Source organism: Streptomyces collinus Tu 365, assembly GCF_000444875.1.
Classification (GTDB): Bacteria; Actinomycetota; Actinomycetes; order Streptomycetales; family Streptomycetaceae; genus Streptomyces; species Streptomyces collinus_A.
Genome location: NC_021985.1, coordinates 3,261,000 through 3,277,778 on the forward strand (window position 1 = coordinate 3,261,000; position 16,779 = coordinate 3,277,778).

Here is a 16,779-nt window from a genome sequence, read left to right on the forward strand (position 1 = left end):
GGCGCGCCCGCCCGGGCCCACGCCCCGGCCCACGCCCCCGAGGTAACGACTCTGTTGCCTCGGGGGCGTTGTCTATTGACGCCCTCTTCGTCCTGGGCTTACGTTCCTCCCACGCCAATAGGAAAGTTTCCTAACAGTGATCTTCCCGGTGGCCGGTGATCAAGGCTGGACGGCATGGCCGGGTCACTGAAAAGCTGGGCGGCTGGAAAGGCAGGTGTCGAGACGCATGGCAGGAACCGCCGGTACGCCGGGCACCCCGCGCGTCCTGCGCGCCATGAACGACCGCGCCGCCCTCGACCTCCTGCTGGAGCACGGGCCGCTGTCGCGCACCCGGATCGGCAAGCTCACCGGCCTGTCCAAGCCGACCGCCTCCCAGCTGCTCGCCCGTCTGGAGGCGGCGGGACTGGTCCGGGTCACCGGCACCAGCGAGGGCCGGCCGGGGCCCAACGCGCAGCTCTACGCGGTCAACCCGGCCGCCGCGTACGCCGCGGGGCTGGACGTCACCCCGCACCGCATCCGCGCCGCCGTCGCCGACGTCACCGGCCGCACCGTCGGCGAGTTCGAACTGCCCACCCCCGGCCGCCGCCCGGCGCACCCGGTCGTCCGGCAGGTCACCGACGCCCTCGACGGCGCCGTGAAGGCCGCCGGGCTCGCCCGGGACGACGTGCACCGCCTGGTCATCGGCACCCCCGGCGCCTTCGACCCGGGCACCGGGCGACTGCGCTACGCCTCCCACCTGCCCGGCTGGCACTCCCCCGCGCTGCTCGACGAACTCGCCGCCGCGCTGCCGATGCCGGTCGAGTACGAGAACGACGTCAACCTGGTCGCCGTCGCCGAACAGCGGCTCGGCGCGGCCCGCGGCCACGCGGACTTCGTGCTGCTGTGGAACCAGGAGGGCATGGGCGCCGCCCTGGTCCTCGGCGGCCGGCTGCACCGCGGCTGGACCGGCGGCGCCGGCGAGGTCGGCTTCCTGCCGGTGCCCGGCACCCCCCTGGTGCGCCAGGTGACCAAGGCCAACAGCGGCGGCTACCAGGAGCTGGCCGGCTCCCAGGCCGTACCGAAGCTGGCCCGCGAACTGGGCATCGAGGACGTGCCGCCGGGGCCGTACACCGAGGCGGCCGCGGAACTGCTGGCCCGGGCCGCCGACCACGCGGGCGGCCCGCACCGGGAGCTGCTGCGGACCTACGCGACCCGGCTGGCCACCGGTCTCGCCTCGCTCGTCTCGGTCCTCGACCCCGAACTCGTCGTCCTCAGCGGCTCCGCCCTGACGTCCGGCGGCGAGGTGCTGCGCGCCCTCGTCCAGGCCGAACTGGAGGAGCTGGCCGCGGCCCGGCCACGGCTGGTCGTCGGCGACGTCCACGAACACCCCGTACTGCGCGGCGCGCTGGAGTCCGCGCTCGCCGCCACCCGCGACGAGGTCTTCGACACCTCGCGCTGAGCGCACCCGCCTTCCCCCGGCTTTCCCTGGCTTCCCCCGGCTTCTTCTCCTGTTTTTCCCGACCCCGTCCCTGGGAGACCTCGTCATGCCCACAGCCATACCCCGAGTGGCCCGAAAAGCGGCTTTCGCCCTGACCGCCTCCGCCGTGCTGCTCACCGCCGCGTGCACCGGCCAGTCGGACGCCGGTGCCACGGACGACCCGTCGAAGGAGACGACGATCAACTTCTGGCACGCCTGGAGCGCGCCGAACGAGGTGAAGGCGGTGAAGTCCCTAGTCGCCGGCTTCGAGAAGACGCACCCCAACATCCATGTGAACGTCGTCGGCAACATGACCGACGACAAGATCAACCAGGCGCTGCGCGGCGGCGGCGACCGGGCCCCCGACGTCATCTCGTCCTTCACCACCAACAACGTGGGCAAGTTCTGCTCGTCGGGCGCGCTCATCGACCTCGGCCCCTTCTTCAAGAAGGCGGGCATCGACCCGGAGACGACCTTCCCGAAGGCGATGAACGAGTACACCCGGTTCGACGGCAACCGCTGTACCGTGCCGCTGCTCGGTGACGCCTACGGCCTCTACTACAACAAGACGGCGTTCGAGAAGGCCGGCATCACGCACCCGCCGAAGACCTGGTCCGAGTTCGAGGCCGACGCCAAGAAGCTGACGATCCCCCGGGGCGGCACCTACAAGCAGCTCGGCTTCATGCCGGACTACCACGGCTGGGAGTCGACCACCGAGCACTACTTCGCGCAGTTCTCACCCACGTACTTCGGCAAGGACGGCAAGTCCGCCCTGGCCACGGACCCGGCCTTCGAGAAGGGCTTCACGCTGCAGAAGAAGCTCGTGGACGAACTCGGCGGATTCCAGAAGCTGGAGCGGTTCCGGGCCACGCTGGGCGACGAGTGGGGGCCCAAGCACCCCTTCCACACCGGCCAGGTCGCCATGCAGCTCGACGGCGAGTGGCGGCTCGGGATGGCCGAGGAGGCCAAGCCGAAGTTCGAGATCGGCGTCGCCCCGCTGCCCGTCCCCGACGACCAGGCCGACCGGTACGGCAAGGGCTACATCACCGGCACCGTCGCCGGCATCGCCGCCACCAGCCACAAGCAGAACGCCGCCTGGGAGCTGGTGAAGTACATGACCACGGACACCGACGCGGTGGTCGGCTTCGCCAACGACATCCACAACGTGCCCTCGACGCTGGCGGCGCTGAAGTCACCGAAGCTGAAGTACGACCCGCGGTTCAAGACCTTCCTGGACATCGCCGCCGACCCGGACTCCACCACCACGCCCGCCTCGATCAACGGCGGTGTGTACCTGGTGACGATCCAGCAGTTCGGCTACGACTACGAGAGCGGCAAGGTCACCGATCTGAAGGCCGGGCTGAGGAAGACGGCCGCGCAGATCGACACGGACATCGCGCAGGCGAAGTAGCCATGACCACGCTCACCCTCGCCTCGAAGCGCCGCCGGTCGGCGCTGCGCACGGCCGCCTTCATGTCGCCCTGGCTGATCGGCTTCGCGGTCTTCTTCGCGTACCCGCTGATCTCCACGGTCTACTTCTCGTTCATGCACTACGACGGCTTCCGGCCGCCGACGTGGAGCGGCACCAAGAACTGGACGTACGTCTTCGAGCACTACCCGCTGTTCTGGCCCGCGCTGCGCAACACCCTGTGGCTGGTGCTGGTCATGGTCACCCTCCGGGTCGTCTTCGGGCTCGGCGTGGGACTGCTCATCACCAAGATCAAGACCGGTGCCGGGGTCTTCCGCACCCTGTTCTACCTGCCCTACCTCGCCCCGCCGGTGGCGGCCACCATGGCCTTCGCCTTCCTGCTCAACCCCGGCACCGGCCCGGTCGACTCGATCCTGGAGAAGGCGGGCGTCCCGGCACCGGGCTGGTTCAACGACCCCGCCTGGTCCAAGCCGGCCCTGACCCTGCTCGCCCTGTGGGGCATCGGCGACCTCATGGTCATTTTCATGGCCGCGCTGCTCGACGTACCGGCGGAGCAGTACGAGGCGGCCGAGCTGGACGGGGCGTCGGCGTGGCAGCGGTTCCGCTACGTCACCCTGCCGAACATCTCCCCGATCGTGATGTTCGCGGTGGTCACCGGCGTGATCCAGACGATGCAGTACTACACACAGCCGCTGGTCGCCGGGAAGGTCGCCTCGGGCGTGATCCAGGGCGCCGGCACCCAGTTCGAACCGGGCTACCCGGACAAGTCCACGCTCACCCTCCCCCAGCTCGTCTACAACCTCGGCTTCCAGCGCTTCGACTACGGCTCCGCCTGTGTGGTGGCGCTGGTGCTGTTCGCCCTGTCCATGGCGTTCACGGCCCTGCTCATGCGGCGCCGTGGCGGCCTCGTCCAGGCAGGTGACTGACCATGACCCAGGTACTCGACACACCGGTGAAGGCCGCGCGGCGGATGCCCGAGGCCGAGCGGACCGCCCGGCGCAGGACGCTCCTGGAGTGGATCGCGGTCCACTCGCTCGGCGTCGCCGCCGCGCTGTTCTTCACCCTGCCCTTCGTCTTCGTGTTCCTGACCTCGCTGATGAGCGACTCCCAGGCGCTCAGCCGGGACCTCGTCCCGCACACCTGGGAGTGGGCCAACTACCGCAAGGTCTTCGACACCCCGGGCTTCCTGACCTGGTGGCGCAACACCCTGGTCTACGCCGGCCTGGGCACCGTACTGACCGTGGTCTCCTCGCTCCCGGTCGCCTACGCGCTGGCCAAGTTCCGCTTCCGCGGCCGCAGTCTGTCCCTGATGCTGGTCATCTCGATGATGATGCTGCCCCCGCAGGTGGTCATCATCCCGATGTACCTGTTCTGGGCGAAGCAGCTGGACCTGTCGGGCACGCTGTGGCCGCTGATCGTGCCGATGGCCTTCGGGGACGCGTTCTCCATCTTCCTGCTGCGCCAGTTCCTGATGACGATCCCGAACGAGTACGTGGACGCGGCCAAGGTGGACGGCTGCGGGGACCTGCGCACCCTGCTGCGGATCGTCGTGCCCATGGCCCGCCCGGGCATCGCCGCCGTGGCCCTGTTCCAGTTCTTCTACGCCTGGAACGACTACTTCGGCCCCCAGATCTACGCCTCGGAGAATCCTGGCGCCTGGACGCTCTCCTACGGCCTGGAGTCCTTCAAGGGGGCGCACCACACCGACTGGAACCTGACCATGGCCGCGACCGTGCTGGTCATGGCCCCCGTGATCCTCGTGTTCTTCTTCGCCCAGAAGGCGTTCGTCGAAGGCGTCACTCTCACCGGAGTGAAGGGTTGATCCGCATATGAAACTCACCGTGGTCGGCGGAGGCTCGACCTACACCCCCGAACTCATCGACGGCTTCGCGCGTCTGAGGGACACCCTGCCCGTCGAGGAACTGGTCCTCGTGGACCCGGCGGCCGAACGCCTGGCGCTGGTGGGCGGCCTGGCCCGCCGCATCCTCGCCCGGCAGGGCCACCCGGGCCGCGTCGTCACCACCTCCGACCTGGACGCCGGCGTCGAGGGCGCCGACGCGGTGCTGCTCCAGCTCCGGGTCGGCGGCCAGGCGGCCCGCGAGCAGGACGAGACCTGGCCGCTGGAGTGCGGCTGCATCGGCCAGGAGACCACCGGCGCGGGCGGCCTCGCCAAGGCGCTGCGCACGGTCCCGGTCGTCCTCGACATCGCCGAGCGGGTCCGCCGGGCGAACCCGCGCGCCTGGATCATCGACTTCACCAACCCGGTCGGCATCGTCACCCGCGCGCTGCTGCAGGCCGGTCACCGGGCGGTCGGGCTGTGCAACGTGGCGATCGGGCTCCAGCGCAAGTTCGCGGCGCTGCTGGGCACCGACCCCCGGGAGGTGCACCTGGACCACGTGGGCCTGAACCACCTCACCTGGGAGACAGGTGTGCGGCTCGGCGGCCCCGAGGGCGCGAACGTCCTGCCCAAGCTGCTGGCCGGACACGGCGACGCCATCGCCGACGACCTGCGCCTGCCCCGCCCGCTGCTGGACCGCCTGGGCGTGGTCCCGTCGTACTACCTGCGCTACTACTACGCGCACGACGAGGTGGTGCGGGAACTGGGCACCAAGCCCTCCCGCGCGGCGGAGGTCGCGGCCATGGAGCGGGAGCTGCTGACGATGTACGGCGACCCGTCCCTGGACGAGAAGCCGGCCCTGCTGGCCAGGCGGGGCGGGGCCTTCTACTCGGAGGCCGCGGTGGACCTGGCGGCGTCCCTGCTGGGCGGCGGAGGCAGCCCGTACCAGGTGGTGAACACGCTCAACAAGGGCACCCTGCCCTTCCTGCCGGACGACGCGGTGATCGAGGTGCAGGCCGCGGTGGGCCCGACGGGGGCCGCGCCGCTGCCGGTGCCCGACCTGGACCCGCTGTACGCGGGGCTGGTGGCGAACGTGACGGCGTACGAGGAGCTGGCTCTCGAGGCGGCCCTGCGGGGCGGCCGTGACCGGGTCTTCCGCGCGCTGCTGAGCCACCCCCTCATCGGCCAGTACGCGTACGCCGACGCTCTCACCGACCGACTGATCGCGCACAACCGGGAGCACCTCGCGTGGGCCTGACCGCAACCGACACCGCGAGCGTCCTCGCCATCGACGCGGGCAACAGCAAGACCGACGTGGCCGTGGTGACCGCCGCCGGGGAGGTGCTGGCCACGGCACGCGGCGGCGGGTTCCGCCCGCCCGCGGTGGGCGTGGGCCCGGCGATGGACGCCCTGGCCGAGCCGGTCGGGCGGGCGCTCGCGGACGCCGGCCTGCCCGCGGTCTCGCACGTCTCCGCCTGCCTCGCCAACGCCGATCTGCCGGTGGAGGAGGAGCAGTTGGCCACCGCGCTGCACGCGCGCGCGTGGGGCGGCTCGGTGGAGGTCCGCAACGACACCTTCGCGATCCTGCGGGCCGGGGTTGCCGAGCCCCGTGGCGTGGCCGTGGTGTGCGGCGCGGGCATCAACTGCGTGGGCATGCGCCCCGACGGCCGCACCGCCCGGTTCCCGGCCATCGGCCGCATCTCCGGCGACTGGGGCGGCGGCTGGGGCCTGGCCGAGGAGGCGCTGTGGCACGCGGCCCGGGCGGAGGACGGCCGGGGCGGGCCGACGGCGCTGGCCGGGACGCTGCCGGCGCACTTCGGGCTGCCGTCCATGTACGCGCTGATCGAGGCCCTGCATCTGGGGCACGTCGAGCACGACCGCAGGCACGAGCTGACGCCCGTGCTCTTCGCGACGGCCGCCGCGGGCGACCCGGTGGCGCGGTCCCTCGTGGACCGGCTCGCCGAGGAGGTGGCGACGATGGCCACGGTGGCCCTGACCCGCCTGGACCTGCTGGCCGAGGAGACGCCGGTGCTGCTGGGCGGCAGCGTGCTGACCGCGGGCCACGCCCGGCTGGACGACGGCGTCCGGGACCTGCTGGCCGCCCGGGCCCCCAAGGCCGACGTCCGGGTGGTGACGGCCGGACCGGTCCTGGGCGCGGCGCTGCTGGGCCTCGACCGGCTCGGCGCGGGCGAAGCGGCGCAGGCGCGGGCCCGCGCCCACTGGGAGACCGGCCTGCCCCGCGCCCGGGGCAGGCAACAGGCGGCGAGCTAGGGCCTGTTGCCGTCCACGTAGAGGCAGAAGGGATGGCCGGCCGGATCGAGCAGCACCCTCACGCCGGGCTGCGGCTGGTGACCGGCCTCCCGCGCGCCGAGTTCCCGCGCGTGCGCCACGGCGGCCGGCAGGTCCGCCACCTCGAAGTCGAGGTGCATGGTCATCCGCTGCTCACCGGGCCGGGCGGGCCAGACCGGCGGAACGTACCCGTCCGAGCGCTGGACGGCGAGGTAGGCCACGCCCTCCGGCGGCGCGACGGCCGCCCCGTCGTCGTCCTCCCTGGCGATGTCCCAGCCGAGGAGTTCCGCGTAGAAGCGCGCCAGGGCCCCCGGGTCGGGTGCCTCCAGCACCACGCCCCACCAGTCGTGCCGCGCGGTGCGGGGCGTGCCGGGCTGGTGATTCGGTCGTACGTGCATGCCCGCGGAGGCTACAAGGAACCGAACAGCCGCGCAGGGCGTGTTGAGGGACAGGGGGTGGTGCGGCACGCTCCCCGCGCCGGCATGCCGTAGGTTGCGCTGCGATCCGATCAAGATCGCGTGAAGGCTGGTGCGGATACCGGCCCGGGCGGTGATACTTGGCGGCGAACGGATGACCATGGGGGAGGTCAAGTGACACACCCGCCGAAGAGCAGCGCGGCGCCGCCGCAGGCGGGCCCCGCCCTGCCCGCCGTTCCCCCGCAGCCCGGCCCGCCCGCGCCCGCGAGCCCGCCCCCGGCCCCCACCGGCCGCCGCACCGCCTTCGCCGAGGGCGCCGAGCGGCTGCGGGCCGCCGCGACCACCGAGCCGGGACGGCTGCGCATCATCGGAGCCGTACTGGCGCTGCTCGTCGTCGCGTTCGGGGCGGTCACCGCCTGGCAGACGTCCGAGCGCGCGGCCGCCGCCGACGACGTACTGCACCGCAGCCAGCCGCTCAGCTCCGGTGCGGCCGGCATCTACCGGTCGCTGGCCGACGCCAACACGGCGGCCTCCAGCGGGTTCCTGGCGGGCGGTCAGGAGAGCGCGGCCTCCCGCGACCGGTACGAGAAGGACATCCGCGCCGCGGCCGGCGGACTCGTCACGGCCGCCGCCAACGCGGAGCCGGGGTCGTCCTCCGAGGCGACCATCGCCCGGCTGAACCGGCTGCTGCCCGAGTACAAGGGCCTGATCGAGCGCGCCCGGACCTACAACCGGCAGGGCTACCCGGTCGGCGGCGCGTATCTGCGCTACGCCAACGAGAAGATGCAGCAGGAGATGCTCCCGGCAGCGGAGGACCTCTACACCAAGGAGAACCAGCGGCTGGACGCCGACTACGCGGATGCGACGCCGTACCCGTGGGCGGCGATCGCGCTCGGCGTGCTCGCCCTGGCCGCCCTGGGCTGGGCCCAGCACCGCACCTACCAGCGCACCAACCGCGTCCTGAACCACGGCCTCGTCGCCGGCACGGCCGCGACGACGGTGGTGCTGCTGTGGCTGGTGGTCGGGCACGCGGTGGCGCGCACGGAGCTGAACGGCTCCTACGACCACGGCATCCGCTCGCTGAAGGTGCTGCACGACGCGCGGATCGCCTCGCTGAAGGCGCGCGGCAACGAGAACCTCAGCCTGGTGGCGCGCGGCGCCGAGACCGTGACGGTCGGCGGGCAGACGTACGACGCGTACTACTACGACTTCGACAAGGACATGAACGTGCTCGGCCGGGGACTGACCGAGGCGGCCGGGCTCGCCGACGACCAGGCGGGCACCAAGCCGGTCACGGCGGCCCGGGGCAACATGGCGGTGTGGAAGAAGCGCCACGCCACGGCCCGCGGCGAGGACGAGAACGGCAACTACCAGCAGGCGCTCGACCTGGTGATCGGCGGCAAGGGCGCGACCGGCGCGTGCTTCGACAGCGTCGACAGCAACCTCGCCCGGGCCATCGACCACGAGCAGACCGAGTTCAGGCAGGCCGCGGGCAGCGGCCTCGACGCCATGACCGGACTGACCCTCGGGGCCGCGGTGCTCGCCGTGCTGGGCGCCGCCGGTGCCGTCGCGGGCATCGGGCGCAGGCTTTCGGAGTACCGGTGACAGGGGGCAGGACGATGTACGCGAGCCGTGTACGGACCTCCCTGCGGGGCTGGGGCGGGGTCGGCGCGATGGCCGTCCTGTGCGTCCTGGCGCTGGCGGCCGTCCTGCTGCTGCCCCGCACCCAGACCCGGGTCCAGGACGGCCCGGCCGGCGCCCGGGCGGCCACCGGCCTCCAGGCGCGCGCCGGCGCCTGCAAGGACTCCGAGGCGCAGAACAGGACGCTGCCGCCGTCCGGCGCCGACGGCCCGACCATCGAGGCCATCAAGTCCCGTACGGGCGCCAAGCGCAAGCTGGTCGTCGGCGTCGACCAGAACAGCTACCACTGGGGCTACCGCAACCCGAACACCGAGGGGGCGGAGCTGGAGGGCTTCGACATCGACCTCGTCCACAAGATCGCCGAGGACATCCTCGGCGACCCGGACGCCGTCCAGTTCAAGGCCATACCGACCAGTCAGCGCATCCCCGCCATCAAGGACGGCCGGGTCGACATGGTGGTCCGCACGATGACCATCACCTGCGAGCGGCTCGGCGACGTCGCGTTCTCCGCGCCGTACTTCAAGACCGGGCAGCAGGTGCTCGCGCCCAAGTCCTCGGGCGTCACCGGCTACAACGGCACGCTCGCGCACCAGAGGATCTGCACGGCGTCCGGTTCGACCGCCTACATCAAGCTGAAGGCGGACCGGGACAAGGGCGCCCTGCCGGCCTCCACCGACATCTCCACCACCGTCCCCAACCAGCTCGACTGCCTGGTGCGGCTGCAGCTCGGCGAGGTCGACGCGGTGGTCACCGACGGCGCGCTCGCCGCCAGCCAGGCCGCCCAGGACCCGACCCTGGAACTCAAGGGCGCGGCGTTCACGACCGAGTACTACGGCGTGGCGATGAAGAAGGACGCGAGTGATCTGGTACGCCGGGTGAACCGCATCCTGGTGGACTACCGCGCGCACGGCTGGCAGACGTCGTACGACACCTGGCTCGCGGCGACCCTGGGCAAGGACCCGGGGCCGTCCCGGCCGCCCGCCCCGCAGTACCTGTCCACGGACTGAGCCCGCCCCGACCGAACCGACCCAGGCCAACCACACAGCAGCGAGAGGTGATCGATGGGCGTCACGGACCCCGCCGGGCCGGTGATGGACCGGGACGAGGTGGACCGTGCGCTGGCCCGGCTCGGTGCCGAGCACGAGGCGATCGAGACCTCGCTGCTCGCCCTCCAGGACCACGCCGGCCGCAGGCTCCTCGAAGGCGCCGAGCTGACCGGCGTCACCCGGGAGCGCTGGGCCGCCGCCGAGGCGTCCATCACCCTGCTGTGGGCCTACTTCGACGCCTACTCGGCCGCGCTGCGCTCCGCCCGGGAGATCCGGGCCCGGCGCCGCTGGTCCAGCCGGGAGGACCTGGCGGAGCTGACCGAGCTGCTGCGCGGCGAGTCCGTCACCGTCCCGGACGGCGCCGGCGGCGGCGGTCACACGGGCCGGCTCAGCGAGGGCTTCTCGCTGACCGCCCTGGTCGACCGGATGAACGAGCTGTACGCCTCCTCGCTCGACCTGGTCGTCACCGCCGACGCGGTCTGGTCGGCGCTGCCCGCGCGGATCGATTTACTCGCCGCCGAACTCCAGCGCACCCGCAAGCTCGCCCACTCCGTCGGCGTGCGCCCCGGCGAGCACCCGGCCGGCGACGACCTGGAGCGCATCACGCGCACCCTGACCGGGCTGCGCGAGGACGTGGTCTCCGACCCGCTGGCCTTCTGGGTGCCCGCCGAGGGCAGTTCGGCGCCCGGCGGCGGCCGGCCGGACACCACCGTGTACGACCGTGAGGCGCGCGCCCTGGAGGACGTGCGCCGGGAGATCGACGCGGTGCTCACCGTGCGCCAGGACGCGGAGACGCGGCTGATCCGGCTGCGCGACCTGCTCTCCCGGGCGGACCGCACCCTCGCCGAGGCGCGCACCGCGCGCGGCGAGGTGCTCGCCAAGATCGCGGCGACCGAGGTGCCCGTGGTCAGCGGGCCGCCGACCGTGCTCCAGGAGCAGCTCGCGACGGCCGCCGAGTACCGGCGGCAGGCGCGCTGGCACCGGCTCTCGCCGCTGCTGGAGTCGCTGGAGCAGAAGGCCGAGGACGAACTGCTGCGCGCTCGCGAGTCGTTGACGGCGGTGACCGCGCCGCTCGCGGTCCGCGCCGAGCTGCGCGGGCGGCTCGACGCGTACCGGGCGAAGGTGGCCCGGCACGGGCTGGCCGAGGACCCGCTGCTGGTCGAGCGGTACGACGCGGCCCGGCGGATGCTGTGGAGCGCGCCCTGCGACCTGCGGGTGGCCGAGCAGGCCGTGCTGCGCTACCAGCAGGCGGCGGCCGAGCAGCTCGGCACGCCCGGAATCCCCCCTCAGGGCGGGCCCGAGGACCGTAGGAGTGAGTCGTCATGAGTCAGGCACAGCGGCCGTGCCAGCGGCCCGGCTGCGAGGGGTCGTACGAGGACGTCGGCGGCGGTGAGCTGTACTGCGACACCTGCGGCCTCGCCCCGGTCGTCTCCGCGACCGGCATGGTCGGCTCACCGCCCACCGGGGTCACCAGGGGCTCCTCGGCGAGCGGCGGTTCGGGCTCCACGGGCCGCAGCGCGCGGACGTCGTCGCAGTCGTCGAAGTCGCGGCGGTCGGTGTCCGGGCGGCTCTCCCGCTCCCTGTCGGGCAGCGCCACCGGCCGCTCGGTGTCGGTGCGCAGCTCCGGCTCCTCCTCCGGGACCTCCGCCCGCGGCCGGCTCGGCGCCGGTCTGGTGTCGGTGCCGCAGGTGCCGCGGCCCGACCCGCGCGCCATGGTGCTCGACAACCCGGAGGTGCCCGAGCGCAAGCGGTTCTGCTCGCGCTCCGACTGCGGAGCGCCGGTCGGCCGGGCCCGCGGCGAGCGGCCCGGACGCACGGAGGGCTTCTGCACCAAGTGCGGGCACCCGTACTCGTTCGTGCCCAAGCTGAAGGCCGGGGACGTCGTGCACGGCCAGTACGAGGTGGCCGGCTGCCTGGCGCACGGCGGTCTGGGCTGGATCTACCTCGCGGTGGACCGGGCGGTCTCCGACCGCTGGGTGGTGCTCAAGGGCCTGCTGGACACCGGCGACCAGGACGCGATGGCCGCCGCGATCTCCGAGCGGCGCTTCCTCGCCGAGATCGAGCACGCCAACATCGTGCGGATCTACAACTTCGTGGAGCACCTCGACCAGCGCACCGGCTCCCTCGACGGCTACATCGTCATGGAGTACGTCGGCGGCAAGTCGCTGAAGGAGATCGCCAACGCCCGCCGCACACCGGACGGCCGGCGCGACCCGCTGCCGGTGGAGCAGGCGTGCGCGTACGGCATCGAGGCGCTGGAGGCGCTCGGCCACCTGCACAGCCGCAACCTGCTGTACTGCGACTTCAAGGTCGACAACGCCATCCAGACCGAGGACCAGCTCAAGCTGATCGACATGGGCGCGGTGCGCCGCATGGACGACGACGAGTCGGCGATCTACGGCACGGTCGGCTACCAGGCGCCGGAGGTGGCCGAGATCGGCCCGTCGGTGGCGAGCGACCTGTACACCGTGGGCCGCACCCTCGCGGTGCTCACGTTCGACTTCCAGGGCTACACGAACGTCTTCGTGGACTCCCTGCCCGACCCGGACAACATCGAGGTCTTCCACCGCTACGAGTCCTTCTACCGGCTCCTGGTGCGGGCCACCGACCCCGACCCGGCCCGCCGGTTCGCCTCCGCGCAGGAGATGGCCGAGCAGCTGACCGGGGTGCTGCGCGAGGTCGTCTCGCTGCAGACGGGGCAGGCCAGGCCCGCGCTGTCGACGCTGTTCGGGCCGGAGGTGCGGGTCACGGACACGGAGTTGTTCCCCCGTCTCGACGGGGACGTGTCACGGCTGGGCGCGCGCGCCACGCGGGCCGCCGGGTCTCCCCCGGAGCTGCCCCCGCCGGCCCTCGTCAGACCCGTGGACACCCCGGCGGCCGCCCTCGCGCTGCCCGTCCCGCTGGTCGACCCGGCCGACCCCAACGCCGGTTTCCTGGCGGGGCTGATGGCGTCCGCGCCGGCGGAGCTGATCGCCGCGCTGGACGCGGCGCCGGTACGGACCGTGGAGACCCGGCTGCGGCAGGTCCGCGCCCGACTGGAGAGCGGCGACCACCCCGGCGCGCTGGCGGCGCTGGCCGAGCTGGAGGGCGAACGGCCCGACGACTGGCGGGTGGTGTGGTACCGGGGCACGGCCGCCCTGGTCACCGGGGACTTCGAGGGCGCGGCGCTGTCCTTCGACGCGGTCTACGACGCCTTCCCGGGCGAGGCCGCGCCCAAGCTGGCGCTCGGCCTGTGCGCGGAGGTGCTGGGCCAGCTGGACAACGCGGCCGAGTACTACCGGCTGGTGTGGGCGACCGACCCGAGCTTCGTCAGCGCCGCCTTCGGCCTGGCCAGGGTGCAGCTCGCGGCCGGTGACCGGCAGGGCGCGGTACGCACCCTGGAGTCGGTGCCGGAGTCCTCCATCCACTACACGGCGGCCCGGGTCGCGGCCGTCCGGGCCCGGCTCAGACAGCGCACGGCGGTCGCCGGTGACGTACCGTTCCTGGACGACCTGACCGCCGCCGCGGGCCAGGTCGAGGCGCTCCGGACGTACGGTCTGGACCCCGCCAGGCGCGAGCAGTTGTCGGCCGAAGTGCTCGGCAGCGCCCTGGACTGGATACTCTCCGGAGGCCAGGGAGCCGACCTGCCCGCCACCGGCGGGCGGGTGCTGCTCGGCAGCGGTCTGGACGAGCGGGGCCTCCGCTTCGGCCTGGAGCGCGCGTACCGCACGCTGGCGCGCCTCGCGCCCGGCGGTGAGGAGAGGATCGAGCTGGTGGAACGGGCCAACCGTTACCGCCCCCGGACGTGGGTGTAGTTGATGTCGCAGATGCCCCAGCAGGCCGCACTGGCGAAGTGCCCGAGCTGCGCGGAGCCGCTCGAGTCGGGTGACCTCTTCTGCGGTGCGTGCGGATACGACCTGTCCGTCGTGCCCGCCCCGCCGCAGGACCATCCGACGCTCACCATGACCGGTCCGGCGACGCCCGCCGACGGCGTGGACTGGCCCGCCCCCGACCCGGCCGGCTCCGGTGCCACGCCGCCCACGGCGCACCGGGCCGCCGACGTGCCCGGCACCGACTCGGGCGGCAACCCGCTGCACGGGCAGGAGCAGCAGCACCCGCACGAGCCGCGTGAGCCGCACGAGCCGCGGGAGCCGCACGAGCCGCCCGCCTCCGGTGTCCGCTTCGACCGGCCCGCGGAACCCGAGGAGTACCCGTTGCAGGCACCGGACCCGCGCGTGGCCGCCGACACCGCCGTGCCGGAGGGCGCGGCGAAGGTGTGCGTCGCCTGCCGGGCCGGCCAGGTCGACGACGACGGCTACTGCGAGAACTGCGGGCACGCCCAGCCGCGTGAACGCGACCACATGGAGCGGGAGTCGGGCCCGGTCGCCGCGGTCAGCGACCGCGGCCTGCGCCACCACCGCAACGAGGACTCCTTCACCGTCGGGCACACCGCGCTGTCCGACGGCACGCCCGCCGCCGTGGCGGTGGTCTGCGACGGCGTGTCCTCCGCGACCCGGCCCGACGAGGCCTCGGCGGCCGCCGCGCGGACGGCCGGTGACCTCCTGCTGGCCGCGCTGCCGCGCGGCACGCACCCCCAGCAGGCGATGCACGAGGCGATCGTGGCCGCCGCGCAGGCGGTCGACGCGCTGGCCGGTGAGCCCGCCTCGGCCCGTGAGCACACCCCGCACCAGAACGCCCCGGCCTGCACCTTCGTCGGCGCGGTGGTCGCCTCCGGGCTGCTGGTGGTCGGCTGGGTCGGCGACAGCCGCGCCTACTGGGTGCCGGCGGACCGCTCGGCGCCCGCGGCCCGGCTGACCGAGGACGACTCCTGGGCCGCCCAGATGGTCGCGGCCGGCCTGATGAACGAGGCGGAGGCGTACGCGGACGAGCGGGCCCACGCCATCACCGGCTGGCTCGGCGCGGACGCCTACGAACTGGAGCCGCACACCGCGTCGTTCAAGCCGGACCGGCCGGGCGTGGTGGTGGTGTGCACCGACGGCCTGTGGAACTACGCCGAGACGGCCGAGGAGATGGCCGAGATCGTGCCCCTGGACGCGGCCACCCGTCCGCTGCACGGCGCCCGGGTCCTGGTCGGCCACGCCCTGGACGGCGGGGGCCACGACAACGTAACAGTGGCCCTCCTGCCGTTCCCCGCACCGCCGCAGGGGGCAGGATCGGCCTGAGGCCGTACACGACGGGGAGGCCTCGACGGACCGGAGGGGACCGGTCCGGCCACACGCATTGCCCCGCGCGAGCGGGGTTGTACTAGGGGGATTCGAAGCAGCATGGCCAATTTCGCCAAGTCGAACGTGCCGCAGTTCTCGGTCGACGTCTACCAGAACGAGTACCTGCCCGAGGGCGGCCGCGAGGTCAACGCCATCGTCACCGTGACCGCGACCGGTGGCGGCACGGTCGGCAGCGCCGTCGCGGCCCCGCACCTGTACGCGCCCGGCCAGGGGCCCTCCGCCGCAGTGGCGATCATGGTCGACTGCTCGGGTTCCATGGAGTACCCGCCGACCAAGATGCGCAACGCCCGAGACGCCACGGCCGCCGCCGTCGACACCCTGCGCGACGGCGTGCACTTCGCGGTGATCGGCGGCACGCACGTCGCCAAGGAGGTCTATCCCGGCGGCGGGCGGCTCGCGGTCGCCGACGCCGCCACCCGCGAGGAGGCCAAGCAGGCGCTGCGCCGGCTGAGCGCGGGCGGCGGTACGGCCATCGGCACCTGGCTGCGGCTGGCCGACCGGCTGCTGTCCTCGGCCGACGTCGCCATCCGGCACGGCATCCTGCTCACCGACGGCCGCAACGAGCACGAGTCGCCGGAGGACCTGCGGGCCGCGCTGGACGAGTGCGCCGGGCGGTTCACCTGTGACGCGCGGGGCGTGGGCACCGACTGGGAAGTGAAAGAAGTCACAGGCATCGCCTCGGCGCTGCTCGGCACGGCGGACATCGTCGCCGATCCGGCGGGCCTGGCCGCCGACTTCACGCGGATGATGGAGACGGCGATGGGCAAGGAGGTCGCCGACGTGGCCCTGCGGGTGTGGACGCCGGTCGGCACCACCATCCGGTTCGTCAAGCAAGTAGCGCCCACCGTCGAGGAGTTGACCGGCCGACGGACCGAGGCGGGCCCGCGCGCCGGCGACTATCCCACCGGGTCCTGGGGCGACGAGTCCCGCGACTACCACCTGTGCGTCGAGGTCCCGGCGGCCGGTCTCGGCCAGGAGATGCTCGCCGCGCGGGTCTCCCTGGTCGTCCCACAAGCGGACGGAACGGTACAGAACCTCGGGGCGCAGGGGCTCGTACGGGCCGTGTGGACCGACGACATGGCCGCCTCGACCTCGATCAGCCCCCAGGTGGCGCACTACACCGGGCAGGCCGAACTGGCACAGGCCATCCAACAGGGGCTCGACCTTCGCAAAGCGGGCGATTTCGACGGGGCAACGGCCAAATTGGGACGTGCTGTTCAGCTCGCGAGTGCCTCGGGGAACGCGGATACTGCGAAACTGCTTTCGAAGGTGGTGGACGTGGTCGACGCGGCGACAGGTACTGTGCGACTGAAGGCGAAGGTCGCGGAGGCCGACGAGATGACTCTCGAGACCCGGTCCACAAAGACTGTTCGTGTAAAGAAGTGACACCAGTAGTGACCACGAAGTACCGAAGCACTGAAGCAGGATCCTGAAGGAGAG

General features: G+C 72.9%; 13 protein-coding genes. 12 read left to right on the forward strand and 1 reads right to left on the reverse strand.

Annotation, left to right across the window (positions count from 1 at the left end; translation table 11 throughout):
* The first annotated feature begins 226 nt into the window (after positions 1 to 226).
* From B446_RS14095 to B446_RS14120, 6 genes are all read left to right on the forward strand, one after another.
* On the forward strand, positions 227 to 1,438 hold the full coding sequence (locus B446_RS14095; RefSeq protein WP_020940114.1) for an ROK family transcriptional regulator: 1,212 nt from the start codon (positions 227 to 229) through the stop codon (positions 1,436 to 1,438).
* Between the two features lie 85 nt (positions 1,439 to 1,523).
* Positions 1,524 to 2,867 (forward strand): ABC transporter substrate-binding protein, encoded by a 1,344-nt coding sequence (locus tag B446_RS14100; RefSeq protein WP_167543342.1) that lies wholly within the window; start codon positions 1,524 to 1,526, stop codon positions 2,865 to 2,867.
* Positions 2,868 to 2,869: 2 nt separating this feature from the next.
* Positions 2,870 to 3,811 (forward strand): carbohydrate ABC transporter permease, encoded by a 942-nt coding sequence (locus B446_RS14105; protein ID WP_020940116.1) that lies wholly within the window; start codon positions 2,870 to 2,872, stop codon positions 3,809 to 3,811.
* 2 nt (positions 3,812 to 3,813) lie between these two features.
* Entirely contained in the window at positions 3,814 to 4,707 is an 894-nt protein-coding gene (locus B446_RS14110) for a carbohydrate ABC transporter permease (protein ID WP_020940117.1), read from the forward strand.
* Positions 4,708 to 4,714: 7 nt separating this feature from the next.
* Positions 4,715 to 5,980, forward strand: a complete 1,266-nt coding sequence (locus tag B446_RS14115) for a 6-phospho-beta-glucosidase (RefSeq protein ID WP_020940118.1) — start codon at positions 4,715 to 4,717, stop codon at positions 5,978 to 5,980.
* The gene (locus tag B446_RS14120; protein ID WP_020940119.1) at positions 5,971 to 6,993 is read left to right on the forward strand and encodes an N-acetylglucosamine kinase; all 1,023 of its coding nucleotides are present in this window, start codon (positions 5,971 to 5,973) and stop codon (positions 6,991 to 6,993) included. Before B446_RS14115 ends, B446_RS14120 begins: the two co-directional genes overlap by 10 nt.
* Here B446_RS14120 and B446_RS14125 read toward each other — a convergent pair.
* Positions 6,990 to 7,409 carry a VOC family protein gene (locus tag B446_RS14125; RefSeq protein WP_043475566.1) on the reverse strand — a complete coding sequence of 140 codons (420 nt, stop codon included), beginning with the start codon at positions 7,407 to 7,409 and terminating at the stop codon, positions 6,990 to 6,992. The two genes, B446_RS14120 and B446_RS14125, sit on opposite strands and share 4 nt — an antisense overlap.
* A 192-nt stretch (positions 7,410 to 7,601) precedes the next feature.
* On the opposite strand from B446_RS14125, the gene B446_RS14130 reads away from it, so the two are divergent.
* The 6 genes from B446_RS14130 (at position 7,602) to B446_RS14155 (ending at position 16,725) form a co-directional block, all read left to right on the forward strand.
* Entirely contained in the window at positions 7,602 to 9,032 is a 1,431-nt protein-coding gene (locus tag B446_RS14130) for a hypothetical protein (RefSeq protein ID WP_020940121.1), read from the forward strand.
* A gap of 14 nt (positions 9,033 to 9,046) precedes the next feature.
* Positions 9,047 to 10,075 (forward strand): glutamate ABC transporter substrate-binding protein, encoded by a 1,029-nt coding sequence (locus tag B446_RS14135; protein WP_020940122.1) that lies wholly within the window; start codon positions 9,047 to 9,049, stop codon positions 10,073 to 10,075.
* Positions 10,076 to 10,129: 54 nt separating this feature from the next.
* Positions 10,130 to 11,440 (forward strand): hypothetical protein, encoded by a 1,311-nt coding sequence (locus tag B446_RS14140; RefSeq protein ID WP_020940123.1) that lies wholly within the window; start codon positions 10,130 to 10,132, stop codon positions 11,438 to 11,440.
* Positions 11,437 to 13,908 carry a serine/threonine-protein kinase gene (locus tag B446_RS14145; protein WP_043475568.1) on the forward strand — a complete coding sequence of 824 codons (2,472 nt, stop codon included), beginning with the start codon at positions 11,437 to 11,439 and terminating at the stop codon, positions 13,906 to 13,908. Before B446_RS14140 ends, B446_RS14145 begins: the two co-directional genes overlap by 4 nt.
* Before the next feature lie 3 nt (positions 13,909 to 13,911).
* Positions 13,912 to 15,276 carry a PP2C family serine/threonine-protein phosphatase gene (locus tag B446_RS14150; protein ID WP_043478275.1) on the forward strand — a complete coding sequence of 455 codons (1,365 nt, stop codon included), beginning with the start codon at positions 13,912 to 13,914 and terminating at the stop codon, positions 15,274 to 15,276.
* Positions 15,277 to 15,378: 102 nt separating this feature from the next.
* Positions 15,379 to 16,725: a vWA domain-containing protein gene (locus B446_RS14155; RefSeq protein ID WP_020940127.1), complete on the forward strand. Its 1,347-nt coding sequence runs from the start codon at positions 15,379 to 15,381 to the stop codon at positions 16,723 to 16,725.
* The last annotated feature ends 54 nt before the right edge of the window (positions 16,726 to 16,779 follow it).

Coding starts and splice junctions, on each gene's coding strand:
- B446_RS14155 (WP_020940127.1), top strand. CDS start 15,379: ATGGCCAATTTCGCCAAGTCGAACGTGCCGCAGTTCTCGGTCGACGTC.
- B446_RS14105 (WP_020940116.1), top strand. CDS start 2,870: ATGACCACGCTCACCCTCGCCTCGAAGCGCCGCCGGTCGGCGCTGCGC.
- B446_RS14135 (WP_020940122.1), top strand. CDS start 9,047: ATGTACGCGAGCCGTGTACGGACCTCCCTGCGGGGCTGGGGCGGGGTC.
- B446_RS14100 (WP_167543342.1), top strand. CDS start 1,524: ATGCCCACAGCCATACCCCGAGTGGCCCGAAAAGCGGCTTTCGCCCTG.
- B446_RS14110 (WP_020940117.1), top strand. CDS start 3,814: ATGACCCAGGTACTCGACACACCGGTGAAGGCCGCGCGGCGGATGCCC.
- B446_RS14140 (WP_020940123.1), top strand. CDS start 10,130: ATGGGCGTCACGGACCCCGCCGGGCCGGTGATGGACCGGGACGAGGTG.
- B446_RS14095 (WP_020940114.1), top strand. CDS start 227: ATGGCAGGAACCGCCGGTACGCCGGGCACCCCGCGCGTCCTGCGCGCC.
- B446_RS14145 (WP_043475568.1), top strand. CDS start 11,437: ATGAGTCAGGCACAGCGGCCGTGCCAGCGGCCCGGCTGCGAGGGGTCG.
- B446_RS14150 (WP_043478275.1), top strand. CDS start 13,912: ATGTCGCAGATGCCCCAGCAGGCCGCACTGGCGAAGTGCCCGAGCTGC.
- B446_RS14125 (WP_043475566.1), bottom strand. CDS start 7,409: ATGCACGTACGACCGAATCACCAGCCCGGCACGCCCCGCACCGCGCGG.
- B446_RS14115 (WP_020940118.1), top strand. CDS start 4,715: ATGAAACTCACCGTGGTCGGCGGAGGCTCGACCTACACCCCCGAACTC.